Here is a 13,463-nt window from a genome sequence, read left to right on the forward strand (position 1 = left end):
AAAAAATGGCACCCGAGGGTGCCATTTTGGAAACTTTCTTAGAAGTTCGATTAGAACTTGTAAGTTACTGCGAAGTAGTGACCAAAGCCTGTTGACTTGAATCCATCAGTATCTTTAATGCCGTAGATGTCTTTGTAACCTTTTAAGCCGTAACCAACAGCGAAACGATCTGAGTGCCAGTAGATACCGTTGTACATTGCACCACCGTTACTTGCAGAAGAGTACTTGTCTTCCAGACCAAATTGGTAATCGATGTAACCTTGGTAAGAGATGAATGAACCGTTCTCGAAGAAGTAGAAAGGTTTGAACCAGTTTGCAGAAACTTGGTAACCGTTCCAATCTTTGTTGTTTGAATCGTATGTACCGTATAGGTTTAGGCCAACTTTACCAAACCAAGGAACCATTACATCAGAACCAAGGCCAACTTTTTGAGTGTTAACACCAGAGTTGCCGCCCCATTCCATAAGAGTAGCTACGTAAAGCTCTTGAACTGGACCGAAAGACAGATCTTTACCAGTTAGACCGTCAAGAGACATACGAGGTGCGAATTTCATGAACATTTTTTCAGCATCAGCTTTATCGCTACCTGGATCTGAAGTTAGGTTGAATACATCAACGTAACCGTAAAGATCGAAGATACCAGAGCGGCCGCCGAATTCCATTTCTAGGTAATCATGAGATGACTCTCCTGGAAGCTCATCGATTGCAGCCATAAGGTTGAACTGCATCCACTTGTAGTCGTTCTTATGGATGTCGCCGTCAGAATAATCTGCTGCCATTACTGGAGCAGAAGTTGCTGCAAGTAGGCCAAGAGTTAAAAGTGATTTACGCATAATGGAACTCTCTATGTTTGAAATAAGTAACCCGCTAATCCGTGCGTGTTTATATGTCCGAATGCCGAGCATCATAGCGATTTTGTTCTCAAATAAAAGTGAGACAGAGTGAAAATTGCAATTATTAAAGTGAGATCGATCACACTAATGATCTAAATGATGGAACTTTAACGCAGTAATGCATCTTGATGCACCTCTAATTCTATTGATTTTGTGAAATTAGATTATTTTGTAGATAAATCGGTGAATAACCGCTCTAAGCAAACGATTATACTAAATAGAGTGATATGCATATCAAAATCAACAGTATTCCTTTCTATGTAATTTCACCTCCTAAAACGACTAAGTCTCTCCACGGTTGGCTCGTCCCTTTGATCTATTTTTAACCAACTTCGTAATGGTGGTGGAATCAATTGATGAACAATCGGTGTGACGAGCAGCAGCCTTCAAAATTTTTGGTTTTGCTCAGAGCATCGAGAATAATAAAACGGTTCCCTGCACGAAACACCGACAGAGTGTGTTTTAAGATTTTTACTGAGCGTATCTTTTGTGTGACGAACCGGTCTAGATTTTGGAGAGAGACCGATGAAATATTCACCACTACTCGCTGTAGCGATTTCAGCACTGTTCATTGTTGGGTGTGACGACGATGACGAACCCACAACGCAACTTCAAGCCGTCCATGCATCTCCTGATGCTCCACTAGCGAATGTGTTAATTGACAACCAAGCTCGTTGGAGCGGTGTGGATTATGCACAAGCCTCTGGTTATGCGGCGGTTAACCAAGGTCAGACATCTGTCCAGGTCGATGTACAACTCCCCGGTGATGCAGTGGCTACTGTTATCCCACAAAGCCAATTCGACTTGAGCGGTGATTTGGATTATACCGTTATGGTCGTTGGTGACGCTGATGGTTCGAACAACCCTGTGGAGGCCTTAGTAGTGACTCGTCCTGCTGAAGGGACCGCAACGAGTTCGACCCTAGACGTACAAGTAGTTCACGCTGCGACGGGTGTTGGCGATGTAAATCTGTATGTGACAGGACCGACTGATCCACTAGGTGCACCACTGGGGACCTTAGCGTACAAAGATTTCACCGATGTTCTAAATATCCCTGCAGGGCAATACCGTGTGAGACTGGAAACGGTCAGTGGTAATGCTATCGCATTCGACTCAGGGGAGATTACTTTACCCGCAGGCAGCGAATTGACGATTGCCGCTGTGCCGAGAGCTGATTCGAATAGCGCCTCACCTGTGAAGTTAATGGTTATGGACGGTAGTGGATCTTCGTTAATCTATGACATGGCTGAAACCGCAGAAGTAAGAGTAGGGCATTTAGTAGATGGCGCTCCAGATGTAGATGTTTTTGTCAACGGAGCAGCATTTGCACCGCTAACTGATTTGATGTTCAAGGAGATCCGTGGGTTTCTCGATTTAGCAGCTGGAAGTTATGACATTGACATCTTCGCTGATGGCACAACGACTAATGCATTGATTGATGCAGATGGGGTGGCTGTGTTTGCTGGCATGGATTACAGCATTTATGCGGTAGGGACCGTAACACCGCTGAATCTAGAGCCTTTGGTAGTTCCTGAAAACCGTCGTCCGGTGGCGACCAGTGCAGTGTTAAATATTACTCACGCTGCTGCTAACCCAATTGCTGCATCTGTGGACATCTACTTAACAGAAAATGTAGGCATCGCTGGAAGTACGCCAGCGCTGAGTAATGTGAAGTTTAAAGACTATGCTAATGGTATCTATGTGGCAGCAGGCTCTTACTTTGTGACGATTACCGTTGCGGGCCAACCTTCGGTGGTGGCTATTGATTCTGCGCCTGCTACTTTAGCTGATGGTGTTGTATATCAAGTCGTGGCGATAGATGACTCGGCTGGCACGGGCTTTAACCTTATCGTGAGTGACACAACAGACTAGTGTTTCCAAGGTTACTAGTGACAAAGAAAAAGAGGGTAGCTTGATGCTACCCTCTTTCTACTCTGTTTTCTTTTTCTCTTATTCGTGGTTGTTTTTCGCTTTTTCTAGTAAATCTGTGAAAAAGTGGCGCAGCGAATAGAGCATGATCAGACTTGGTATCACCATAAGTGCAGTCAGTATAAAGAAGGTTGACCAATCATTGAGGTAATCAACCAACTCACCACTGAAGGAAGCTAAAGTGGTACGGCCGAAGTTTCCAAGTGAAGCTAGCAAGGCGTATTGTGTTGCTGAAAACGCTTGGCCTGTTAATAACGTTAGGAAAGAGACAAACGCAACGGTAGAAAAGGCCGTTGTGAAGTTATCGACAATGATGGTTGCCAAGAATAAGGTTTCACTTGGGCCAGTCTGAGCGATCCACGCAAACATTAGATTGCTTGCCGCCATTGCCACGCCGCCGATCATTAGTCCGCGTACAATGCCGAACTTCACATTGAAGACACTGCCTACCAAAGTGAAGAATATCGTCGCACCCCAACCAATTAATTTGGAGTAGTGGCCGATCTGTTCGTTACTGAAACCTATCTCTTTATAGAAGGTGATCGACATTCGACCTAAGAAGGCTTCGCCTATCTTAAACAGGAATACAAACAGCAATAGAGTAATGGCAACTTGAACTCCGTTTCTTTTGAAGAAATCATAAAACGGTTCAATTACCGTTACACTGAACCAAGCGACAAGCTTTGAGCCAACTACTTTATTGTGTCGCTGCTGTGCTTGTTCTTGTAGGGCTTCACGTTGTGTATTTGGCTCTCCGACAAAAAGAGTAAACAGCATTAACACGACAACGACACCTGCCATACCGTAGTAAACACCATTCCAACCGATTGAGTCTGCGTTAATAAAGGCCAGGTAGCCTGGTAGAGAATAGCCCGTCCACCAACCAACTACTGCCATTGCAGAAGCTTGTGGCAGTTTTGAAGCTTCAGATTTTGGGAAGGTATCAATACGAAATGCATCAATTGCGATGTCTTGCGTGGCTGAGGCAATGGCAATCGCGAGCGCTAACATTGAGGTAAACGCTAAATTCTCAGCCGGATTGACGCCTGCGATAAATAAGGTGCCGATCAAAACAATGCTTTGGCAGAAAAAGATCCAACTGCGGCGCTGGCCAAGTATTGCATGAAGCAGCGGCAGTTTTACTCGGTCTACCAAAGGAGCCCATAAAAAGTTAATGGCATACACAGCAAATACACTACCAAAGTAGCCAATAGCAGCACGGGTTAAACCTGCGTCTTTAAGCCAACCAGACATGTTGGAGCCAATAAGAACCCACGGAAAGCCGCTTGAGCAACCGAGCATGAACACCCACAGTAGGCGCTTATCGAGATAGCTACGGAAAGTCTGCATCCAAGAAAGAGAGGGAGTGCCTGATGACATAGGGCGTCCTTGTATAGAAAAACGCCCTTAAGAAATAAGGGCGTTACTTTAGATTACTTAAGAAGGGTCACTTTCGTGATGACGATTGGATCGACAGGGATATCTGACATACGGCCCATTCGCTTAGTTGGTATGGTTGCCATCTTTTGAATAACGTCAAAACCGTCGGTGACTTTACCAAATACCGCGTAACCTGGATTACCGCCTTTTGCGTTCAGGAAGTCGTTGTCTGCGTAGTTAATGTAGAACTGACGAGTTGCAGAGTCTGGCGCGTTAGTACGAGCCATCGCGATGGTTGCTGTGTCGTTCTTCAGACCATTACTGCCTTCATTCTTGATAGGTGCATACGTTGCTTGTTGCTGCATGTCTTGGTTGAAGCCGCCACCTTGCGCCATAAAACCAGGAATAACACGGTGGAAGATAGTACCTTCGTAACTGCCGTCTGCTACGTATTTTAGAAAGTTCTCAGAACTAATTGGTGCTTGCTCTTGGTTTAGCTCGATCGTGAAGTCACCTAGCGTCGTTTCCACGTTTACTTTAGGACCAGCCCACACGCTTACGCTCACTAACATGAGTGCGATAGAAGATAGAATACGACCCATTAGAAACGTTCCTTCATGTAAGTTTGTAGTTCTTGGTCATTAGCGATCTCTTTAAGCACTAAGTCGATAACGTCGTTAAGTACCATTGCGATATCGTCGTTTGATGCACTTAATGCACCAGTGCGAGTTGCTGTACCATTGAACGTCTTAACCAGTTTGCCTTCTGGTGTTTCAGCCGTAATTTCAAGTGTTACTTTACCGTCCATTTGGTTTTCCATAATGGTGTGTTCTACGGTAACTAGTGCTTCTTGAATCTCTAAAACAACAGAGTTTTCGCTGTTTACGCTGGCACGAAAGCCTTGAGACTCAAATTGCTGTGCGATAGCGTTTTCTAGAGAAATACGCATGTTCTGCTTAGCGTGAATTGGTTGAATGTTAGCGCGGCCGCTATCAACAAGTGCAACATACTGAGCAGCACGAACATCTTTACTGGTTAATGTGTATGTTTTGCCTTGTACTAGGTTGCTTGAGCTTAGTGAAGCTTCTGGCATTACATTTATCTGTTCTTGCTGAGGGGCTGAACATGCTGTCAAAGCCATAATAGAAGCAGCCAAAATCAGTTTTTTCATTCCTTTATCCTTTCTAAATTCACACCAGAAGCTCGGTATCTTAAATTCTTGTGAAGCAGTCTCCTGCTTATTTGTTAAAATTCGCAGGTTCTCTTGTTGCTTGTAATATCTCAAATTTTTGGTTTAGTTCAAGCGTTTCAACGTTAGCTTCACCAAATAATCTTGCGAGTTTGACATCGTATCCGAGGTGTCGGTTGCCAATAACAATTAATTTGCCTCCATTGCTAAGAACATGCTTTGCATCACAGAACATTTGCCATGCAATGTGATCAGTAATTGCCTGTTGTTGATGGAATGGAGGGTTACACATGACTAGGTATGTGCTGTTTTTCTTAAAACCGTCTAAACAGTTGTTAGCAATGAACTGGAAGTTGCCATCTTCACCAAGGTTATCTTTTATGTTTTGGCGTGCTGATTCTACGGCCATGAAGCTCTCATCAACACAAGTGATGCGAGCTTGAGGGTTCAACTGGCCTGCTTTAACACTTAAAACACCATTACCACAGCCAAGGTCGATAATATGACGTAGCTCAGGATCTTGAGGTATATGCTCTAGCATATAGCGCGCGCCTTGATCGAGTGCTTCCCCTGAGTAAACATTTGGTAAATTCTTTAGTCGGATATCTTCACCGTCGACATCCCATTCTACAAAAGGCTCAACTTTGTGAATTGGCTGGCAGCTTGGTGATGAGAACACCAAGCGGTGCTTTTTCTTCGCCAGTGACGTTTTGGTTTCACCCAAGTATTTTTCAAACAGGTTCAGCGTTGATGTGTGAATCTCTTTTACCTTGTTGACACCGATCACTTGGCAACCTTCTGGTAAAGCTTGGCGCAACTGACTCAGTTGCCACACTAAATGGCGGTTGGTCTTTGGTAGCTGCATCAGTACCAGATCAATACCGTGAGGGATATCATCCATGGTGTTTAAAAAGTTGACTCGATTACACTGATTGCGCTGTAAGTTTTTCAGGCCGCCACGATGAGAGATAAATGAGTCGCTCATCATGGTCACATCGTGATCTTTTGAGAACCAAGCGGATAGGGCACCAAAGCTGTCGTTTAAGATCAGAATGTGTTTGCCAGGTTCAAGGTTCATCTCTTCAACATGGTTAATAATGTATTCGTCGCCCGCATCCCAAGCTTGAAGCGTTTCATTTGAACGTTTAGGGAAACGATGTAAGGTCAAAGTTCTATCGTGAAGGGTAAGTTCAGTTTTCATTACTTGGGATACTTATATGAGAAATAACAAAGATATTGTCTCAAATGCGGGCTGAACAAGATAGAGAAAACTCGCCCAAACCTATGCTGTTCGCGATTAAATACTCAGACAGTAGCCTTGTTAGGGTTTATACTCACCCCACAGATAATGCCAACCCGTTATTAAGGAATCACAATGATCCAAGAAGTTATCGAAACAAAATTGCACAATGAGTTTTCACCAAGTCACTTGAATGTGGTTAATGAGAGCTACATGCACAATGTTCCGGCCGGTTCTGAGAGTCACTTTAAAGTGATTGTTGTGAGTGATGCGTTTGAAGGCTTGCGTCTTATTGCTCGTCACCGAGCGGTAAATAAAGCACTTTCAGAAGAGCTAGCGAACAATATTCACGCTTTATCTATTCATACTTATACAAAAGATGAATGGTTGAAGCAGCTCGATAACGTGCCAGACAGCCCAATGTGTATGGGTGGGGGCAAGTAATAAATTTAATACATATAAAAAGAGGTGGCCATGCCGCCTTTTTTATCGCCTAAATCATCTGTTTTTTGCCGTTATATCACTCAAACTGATGGTAAGTTAAACGTCTAAAAATACCTACAATGAGTAATGTTTTTATTAACAGTGTTTCAACATAACTCATAAAATAATAGTTTGTGACAGAGTGTTAATCTCTTGTTTAAAACACCTTTCAAAAGCCAATTTATCTGTGCGGCTCGTCAAATTTATACATATTTAAGAGTCCATATGCTTCAAATCTCACCAAATAAACGCGCTATTCAAGTTATTGGTCATGGCATCAAGATGTCAAAAAATGCTAGAATACGGCACCTGATAAATCTCACATGATTTGTGTGAGAATTTTATTAAGATAATGTTGCGATTTTGGTATCTCAAATTTACCAAGACCGGACACTGTAATGTCGTGTCTAAGGGCGATCTTAAAACGTCCTGAATTTACGCAATTAAAAGAATCTTTTTCCCGATAAAGTAGTGCAAGTGCGTATGATTACAATAAAGAAGGGTTTGGATCTTCCTATCGCAGGAACTCCATCCCAGGTGATTAATGATGGTAAGTCCATCACTAAAGTCGCCTTGCTTGGCGAAGAGTACGTTGGTATGCGTCCTACGATGCATGCTCGCGTTGGTGATGAAGTGAAGAAAGGCCAAGTTCTTTTTGCTGATAAAAAGAACCCAGGTGTTGTATTTACTTCTCCAGCAAGCGGTAAAGTTATTGAAGTGAACCGTGGTGCTAAGCGTGTTCTTCAATCTGTAGTGATTGAAGTAGCAGGCAATGAGCAAATCACGTTCAATAGCTATGAAGCTAACCAACTAGCAGGTCTTGACCGTGAAACGGTTAAAGCTCAGTTAGTTGAGTCTGGCGCATGGACCGCTTTGCGAACTCGTCCGTTCAGCAAGGTTCCAGCAATCGATTCTGAAACTCAGGCTATTTTTGTAACTGCTATGGATACTAATCCGCTAGCAGCTGAGCCAGAATTAATCATTAACGAGCAGTCTGATGCTTTCGTTGCTGGTTTAGATCTTCTTTCAACTCTGACTAACGGTAAAGTGTACGTTTGTAAAAAAGGTACTAGCTTACCTCGTTCAGCTCAGTCTAATGTTGAAGAACATGTTTTTGATGGCCCACACCCTGCAGGTCTTGCAGGCACGCATATGCATTACCTATACCCGGTAAATGCAGAAAACGTAGCGTGGAGCATTAACTACCAAGATGTTATCGCATTCGGTAAGCTTTTCCTTACTGGTGAGCTTTATACCGATCGTGTTGTTTCTCTGGCTGGTCCAGTGGTAAACAACCCGCGTCTAGTTCGTACTCAAATTGGTGCTAGCCTTGAAGAGTTGACAGACAGCGAGTTAATGCCAGGCGAAGTTCGTGTGATTTCTGGTTCTGTACTAACTGGTACACAAGCAACCGGTCCACATGCTTACCTTGGTCGTTACCATCAGCAAGTTTCTGTTCTACGTGAAGGTCGTGATAAAGAGCTATTCGGCTGGGCTATGCCTGGTAAGAACAAGTTCTCTGTTACTCGTTCATTCCTTGGTCACCTGTTTAAAGGTCAGTTGTTCAACATGACAACGACTACAAATGGTAGTGATCGCTCAATGGTTCCAATCGGTAACTACGAGCGCGTAATGCCTCTAGATATGGAACCTACATTGCTGCTTCGTGATCTATGTGCAGGCGACGTTGATAGTGCACAAGCACTAGGTGCGCTAGAGCTAGATGAAGAAGATTTGGCATTGTGTACCTTTGTATGTCCAGGTAAGTACGAGTACGGTCAACTACTTCGTGAATGCCTAGATACGATTGAGAAGGAAGGGTAATTTTCATGGGCCTTAAAAAGTTTCTTGAAGACATCGAGCATCATTTTGAGCCAGGTGGCAAACACGAGAAGTGGTTCGCGCTTTACGAAGCAGCGGCTACAGTGTTCTACACGCCAGGTCTTATCACAAAGAAAAGCTCGCACGTTCGTGATAGCGTTGACTTAAAACGTATCATGATCATGGTTTGGTTCGCGGTATTCCCAGCAATGTTCTGGGGTATGTACAACGCGGGTGGCCAAGCTATCGCTGCACTTAACCACATGTACGCAGGCGCTGAACTAGCATCTGTTATTGATGGTAACTGGCACTACTGGCTGACTCAAATGCTTGGCGCCTCCTTAGGAGCCGATGCTGGTGTTGGCAGTAAGATGCTACTTGGTGCGACTTACTTCCTACCTATCTACGCGACGGTATTTATCGTTGGTGGTTTCTGGGAAGTTCTGTTCTGTATGGTGCGTAAGCACGAAGTAAACGAAGGTTTCTTTGTTACTTCTATCTTATTCGCGCTTATCGTTCCGCCAACACTTCCTCTATGGCAGGCAGCTCTAGGTATTACCTTTGGTGTTGTTGTTGCTAAAGAGATCTTCGGTGGTACGGGTCGTAACTTCCTAAACCCTGCGCTTGCTGGCCGTGCGTTCCTATTCTTTGCATACCCTGCACAGATTTCAGGTGACGTAGTTTGGACTGCTGCAGATGGTTTCTCTGGTGCAACTGCTCTTAGCCAATGGGCTCAAGGCGGCGGTAGCGCACTAATGAACGTGACATCTGGTGAAGCAATCACTTGGATGGACGCATTCATTGGTAACATCCCAGGTTCTATCGGTGAAGTATCGACTCTAGCACTTATGATTGGTGCTGCGATGATCGTTTACATGCGTATCGCTTCATGGCGCATCATTGCTGGTGTAATGATCGGTATGATCGCTGTATCTACGCTATTCAACGTGATCGGTTCTGATACTAACGCAATGTTCAGCATGCCTTGGCACTGGCACCTAGTTCTAGGTGGCTTCGCATTCGGTATGTTCTTCATGGCGACAGACCCAGTATCAGCGTCATTTACCAACAAAGGTAAGTGGTGGTACGGCATCCTAATCGGCGCAATGTGTGTAATGATCCGTGTAGTTAACCCTGCATACCCAGAAGGCATGATGCTTGCGATTCTATTCGCAAACCTATTTGCTCCTCTGTTTGACCACGTTGTAATCGAGAAGAACATTAAGCGGAGACTAGCTCGCTATGGCAAGTAATAACGATAGCATTAAAAAGACGCTGTTTGTTGTTATCGCATTGAGCCTAGTGTGCTCAATCATCGTTTCAACAGCTGCAGTTGTTCTTAAACCTAAGCAACAAGCTAACGCGGTTCTGGATCAACAAACTAAGATCTTAGAAGTTGCAGGTGTTGACCTTGAAGGTGACATCCCAGCGCTGTACGCAGAGAACATCGAACCTCGTCTAGTTGATTTCGCTACTGGTGATTTCGTTGACGGTGATGCTGCTGCATACGACCAACGTAAAGCGGCAAAAGATCCAGCTCAGTCAATCAAGCTTTCTGCTGAAGATGACATTGCTAAGATCCTTCGTCGTGCTAACACAGGTACTGTATACCTTGTGAAAGACGGTGCTGAAACTACTAAAGTTATCATCCCTGTTCACGGTAACGGCCTATGGTCAATGATGTACGCATTCGTTGCGGTAGAAACTGATGGCAACACAGTTTCTGGTATCACTTACTACGAGCAAGGTGAAACTCCTGGACTTGGTGGTGAAGTTGAGAACCCAACTTGGCGTGCTCAATTCGTTGGTAAGAAATTATTCGACGAAAACCACAAGCCAGCTATCAAGGTAGTTAAAGGTGGTGCTCCTGAAGGTACTGAGCACGGTGTTGATGGCCTTTCTGGTGCAACACTGACCAGTGTTGGCGTTCAACATACATTTGACTTCTGGTTAGGTGATATGGGCTTTGGTCCGTTCCTAGCAAAAGTTCGTGACGGAGGTCTGAACTAATGTCTAGTGCAAAAGAAATTAAAAAGAGCATTTTAGCGCCAGTATTGGATAACAACCCAATCGCGCTACAGGTTCTTGGTGTGTGTTCTGCTCTTGCGGTAACCACTAAGCTAGAAACAGCATTTGTTATGACTATCGCGGTAATGTTTGTTACTGCTCTGTCTAACTTCTTCGTTTCTTTAATCCGCAACCACATTCCTAACAGTGTGCGTATCATCGTTCAGATGGCAATTATCGCATCATTAGTAATCGTGGTAGACCAAGTGCTAAAAGCATACCTATACGATATCTCTAAGCAGCTATCTGTATTCGTAGGCCTAATCATTACTAACTGTATTGTAATGGGTCGTGCTGAAGCATTCGCAATGAAGTCTGCACCAATCCCATCTCTAATCGATGGTCTTGGTAACGGTCTTGGTTACGGTTTCGTTCTTATCACTGTTGGTTTCTTCCGTGAGCTTCTAGGCTCTGGCAAACTATTTGGTATGGAAGTACTACCTCTAGTGAGCAACGGTGGTTGGTATCAGCCAAACGGCTTGATGCTTCTAGCACCTTCTGCATTCTTCCTAATTGGTTTCTTGATTTGGGCAATTCGTGTGTTCAAACCAGAACAAGTAGAAGCGAAGGGGTAAGGTAGTCATGGAACATTATATTAGTCTGCTAGTTAAATCGATTTTCATCGAAAACATGGCGCTTTCTTTCTTCCTAGGTATGTGTACATTCCTAGCGGTATCTAAGAAAGTTAAAACTTCTTTTGGTCTTGGTGTTGCGGTAGTTGTAGTACTTACAATCGCTGTTCCTGTGAACAACCTTGTTTACACAAACATTCTGAAAGAAAACGCGCTTGTTGAAGGTGTCGATTTAAGTTTCCTTAACTTCATCGCATTCATCGGTGTTATCGCGGCACTTGTACAAATCCTAGAGATGGTTCTAGACCGTTTCTTCCCACCTTTGTACAACGCACTAGGTATCTTCCTTCCACTGATCACAGTTAACTGTGCAATCTTTGGTGGTGTATCTTTCATGGTAACTCGTGACTACAACTTTGCTGAATCTGTTGTTTACGGCTTCGGTTCTGGTGTGGGTTGGATGTTAGCTATCGTTGCTCTTGCGGGTATCCGTGAGAAGATGAAGTACTCTGACGTACCTCCAGGTCTACGTGGCCTTGGTATCACGTTCATTACTGTTGGTCTGATGGCGTTAGGCTTTATGTCTTTCTCTGGTGTTCAACTGTAGGGTAAGCACCCAGTAATAAGGAATAACAAATGCAAAGCATTATTCTTGGCGTAGCGATGTTTACCATTATTGTATTGGCTCTAGTGCTAGTGATTCTATTCGCTAAATCTAAGCTAGTACCATCAGGTGACATCACTATTTCAGTAAACGGCGACCCTGAAAAGGCGATCGTTACTCAACCTGGTAGCAAGCTACTTGGTGCCCTAGCTGGCGCTGGTATCTTCGTATCTTCTGCTTGTGGTGGCGGTGGCTCTTGTGGTCAGTGTCGTGTAAAAGTTAAGTCTGGCGGTGGCGACATCCTACCAACTGAACTTGATCACATCACTAAAGGCGAAGCTCGCGAAGGCGAACGTCTTGCATGTCAAGTTGCTATGAAAACTGACATGGAGATTGAACTAGACGAAGATATCTTTGGTGTTAAAAAGTGGGAATGTACTGTTATCTCGAATAACAACGAAGCTACTTTCATCAAAGAACTTGCGCTAGCAATCCCTGAAGGTGAAGAAGTTCCGTTCCGCGCGGGTGGTTACATTCAGATTGAAGCTGAACCACATCACGTGAAATACGCAGATTACGATATTCCTGAGGAATACCGTGGTGACTGGGATAAGTTCAACCTATTCCGTTACGAGTCTATCGTTAAAGAACATTCAATCCGTGCTTACTCAATGGCTTCATACCCAGAAGAGAAAGGCATCATCAAGTTGAACGTTCGTATCGCGACTCCGCCGCCAAACAACCCTGATGTTGCTCCTGGTGTGATGTCTTCATACATCTGGTCTCTTAAAGAAGGCGACAAGTGTACTATTTCTGGTCCATTTGGTGAGTTCTTTGCTAAAGACACAGACAATGAAATGGTATTCATCGGTGGTGGTGCAGGTATGGCGCCTATGCGTTCTCATATCTTCGACCAACTTAAGCGTCTTAAGTCTACTCGTAAGATGTCTTACTGGTATGGCGCACGTTCTAAGCGTGAGATGTTCTACATTGAAGATTTCGATGGCCTAGCGGCTGCAAACGAAAACTTCGTATGGCACTGTGCACTGTCTGATCCTCAACCAGAGGACAACTGGGACGGTTACACTGGTTTCATCCACAACGTACTGTACGAAAACTACCTGAAGGATCACGAAGCTCCTGAAGATTGTGAGTACTACATGTGTGGTCCACCGATGATGAACGCTGCTGTTATCGGTATGCTGAAAGATCTTGGTGTAGAAGATGAAAACATCCTACTAGATGACTTCGGTGGTTAATCCACTTAAGTGATTGATATTATGGC

Annotated in this window: 13 protein-coding genes; 8 read left to right on the forward strand and 5 right to left on the reverse strand. The window is 44.1% G+C overall.

Going from position 1 to position 13,463, the window contains the following annotated elements; translation table 11 throughout:
* Positions 1-50: 50 nt before the first annotated feature.
* Complete coding sequence (locus F0232_RS18930) at positions 51-833, reverse strand: outer membrane protein OmpK (RefSeq protein ID WP_061033235.1); 783 nt, start codon at positions 831-833, stop codon at positions 51-53.
* Positions 834-1,418: 585 nt separating this feature from the next.
* Here F0232_RS18930 and F0232_RS18935 point away from each other — a divergent pair.
* Positions 1,419-2,765 (forward strand): DUF4397 domain-containing protein, encoded by a 1,347-nt coding sequence (locus F0232_RS18935; protein ID WP_171750956.1) that lies wholly within the window; start codon positions 1,419-1,421, stop codon positions 2,763-2,765.
* A 78-nt stretch (positions 2,766-2,843) separates the two neighbouring features.
* On the opposite strand, the gene F0232_RS18940 is transcribed toward F0232_RS18935, so the two are convergent.
* From F0232_RS18940 to F0232_RS18955, 4 genes are all read right to left on the reverse strand, one after another.
* The gene (locus tag F0232_RS18940) at positions 2,844-4,202 is read right to left on the reverse strand and encodes an MFS transporter (RefSeq protein ID WP_061033233.1); all 1,359 of its coding nucleotides are present in this window, start codon (positions 4,200-4,202) and stop codon (positions 2,844-2,846) included.
* Between the two features lie 53 nt (positions 4,203-4,255).
* Positions 4,256-4,804, reverse strand: coding sequence for a peptidylprolyl isomerase (locus F0232_RS18945; RefSeq protein WP_105059122.1), 549 nt, complete (start codon positions 4,802-4,804; stop codon positions 4,256-4,258).
* Positions 4,804-5,373, reverse strand: a complete 570-nt coding sequence (locus F0232_RS18950) for a YajG family lipoprotein (RefSeq protein WP_105059123.1) — start codon at positions 5,371-5,373, stop codon at positions 4,804-4,806. The genes F0232_RS18945 and F0232_RS18950 overlap by 1 nt, the downstream gene beginning before the upstream one ends.
* 67 nt (positions 5,374-5,440) lie before the next feature.
* On the reverse strand, positions 5,441-6,592 hold the full coding sequence (locus tag F0232_RS18955; protein WP_105059124.1) for a methyltransferase: 1,152 nt from the start codon (positions 6,590-6,592) through the stop codon (positions 5,441-5,443).
* Positions 6,593-6,766: 174 nt separating this feature from the next.
* Between F0232_RS18955 and bolA the strand changes: the two genes are divergently transcribed.
* From bolA to nqrF, 7 genes are all read left to right on the forward strand, one after another.
* Entirely contained in the window at positions 6,767-7,075 is a 309-nt protein-coding gene (gene bolA / locus F0232_RS18960) for a transcriptional regulator BolA (protein WP_008223074.1), read from the forward strand.
* Positions 7,076-7,597: 522 nt separating this feature from the next.
* A complete protein-coding gene (locus F0232_RS18965; RefSeq protein WP_032498707.1) occupies positions 7,598-8,938 on the forward strand; it encodes a Na(+)-translocating NADH-quinone reductase subunit A in 1,341 nt (446 codons plus the stop codon).
* Positions 8,939-8,943: 5 nt separating this feature from the next.
* On the forward strand, positions 8,944-10,188 hold the full coding sequence (locus F0232_RS18970; protein ID WP_061033231.1) for an NADH:ubiquinone reductase (Na(+)-transporting) subunit B: 1,245 nt from the start codon (positions 8,944-8,946) through the stop codon (positions 10,186-10,188).
* Complete coding sequence (locus F0232_RS18975; protein WP_061033230.1) at positions 10,178-10,945, forward strand: Na(+)-translocating NADH-quinone reductase subunit C; 768 nt, start codon at positions 10,178-10,180, stop codon at positions 10,943-10,945. Before F0232_RS18970 ends, F0232_RS18975 begins: the two co-directional genes overlap by 11 nt.
* Complete coding sequence (locus F0232_RS18980; protein WP_008223083.1) at positions 10,945-11,577, forward strand: NADH:ubiquinone reductase (Na(+)-transporting) subunit D; 633 nt, start codon at positions 10,945-10,947, stop codon at positions 11,575-11,577. Before F0232_RS18975 ends, F0232_RS18980 begins: the two co-directional genes overlap by 1 nt.
* Before the next feature lie 7 nt (positions 11,578-11,584).
* Complete coding sequence (gene nqrE / locus F0232_RS18985; RefSeq protein ID WP_004737621.1) at positions 11,585-12,181, forward strand: NADH:ubiquinone reductase (Na(+)-transporting) subunit E; 597 nt, start codon at positions 11,585-11,587, stop codon at positions 12,179-12,181.
* 29 nt (positions 12,182-12,210) lie between these two features.
* On the forward strand, positions 12,211-13,437 hold the full coding sequence (nqrF, locus tag F0232_RS18990; RefSeq protein WP_008223085.1) for an NADH:ubiquinone reductase (Na(+)-transporting) subunit F: 1,227 nt from the start codon (positions 12,211-12,213) through the stop codon (positions 13,435-13,437).
* Positions 13,438-13,463 lie beyond the last annotated feature (26 nt).

Source organism: Vibrio sp. T3Y01, assembly GCF_013114525.1.
GTDB classification, from domain to species: domain Bacteria; phylum Pseudomonadota; class Gammaproteobacteria; order Enterobacterales; family Vibrionaceae; genus Vibrio; species Vibrio chagasii_B.

Bases quoted from the DNA above. Each gene is read 5' to 3' on its own strand.
- F0232_RS18935 (WP_171750956.1), top strand. From the start codon at position 1,419: ATGAAATATTCACCACTACTCGCTGTAGCGATTTCAGCACTGTTCATT.
- F0232_RS18955 (WP_105059124.1), bottom strand. From the start codon at position 6,592: ATGAAAACTGAACTTACCCTTCACGATAGAACTTTGACCTTACATCGT.
- F0232_RS18975 (WP_061033230.1), top strand. From the start codon at position 10,178: ATGGCAAGTAATAACGATAGCATTAAAAAGACGCTGTTTGTTGTTATC.
- F0232_RS18940 (WP_061033233.1), bottom strand. From the start codon at position 4,202: ATGTCATCAGGCACTCCCTCTCTTTCTTGGATGCAGACTTTCCGTAGC.
- nqrF (WP_008223085.1), top strand. From the start codon at position 12,211: ATGCAAAGCATTATTCTTGGCGTAGCGATGTTTACCATTATTGTATTG.
- F0232_RS18945 (WP_105059122.1), bottom strand. From the start codon at position 4,804: ATGGGTCGTATTCTATCTTCTATCGCACTCATGTTAGTGAGCGTAAGC.
- F0232_RS18970 (WP_061033231.1), top strand. From the start codon at position 8,944: ATGGGCCTTAAAAAGTTTCTTGAAGACATCGAGCATCATTTTGAGCCA.
- bolA (WP_008223074.1), top strand. From the start codon at position 6,767: ATGATCCAAGAAGTTATCGAAACAAAATTGCACAATGAGTTTTCACCA.
- F0232_RS18980 (WP_008223083.1), top strand. From the start codon at position 10,945: ATGTCTAGTGCAAAAGAAATTAAAAAGAGCATTTTAGCGCCAGTATTG.
- F0232_RS18950 (WP_105059123.1), bottom strand. From the start codon at position 5,373: ATGAAAAAACTGATTTTGGCTGCTTCTATTATGGCTTTGACAGCATGT.
- F0232_RS18965 (WP_032498707.1), top strand. From the start codon at position 7,598: ATGATTACAATAAAGAAGGGTTTGGATCTTCCTATCGCAGGAACTCCA.
- F0232_RS18930 (WP_061033235.1), bottom strand. From the start codon at position 833: ATGCGTAAATCACTTTTAACTCTTGGCCTACTTGCAGCAACTTCTGCT.
- nqrE (WP_004737621.1), top strand. From the start codon at position 11,585: ATGGAACATTATATTAGTCTGCTAGTTAAATCGATTTTCATCGAAAAC.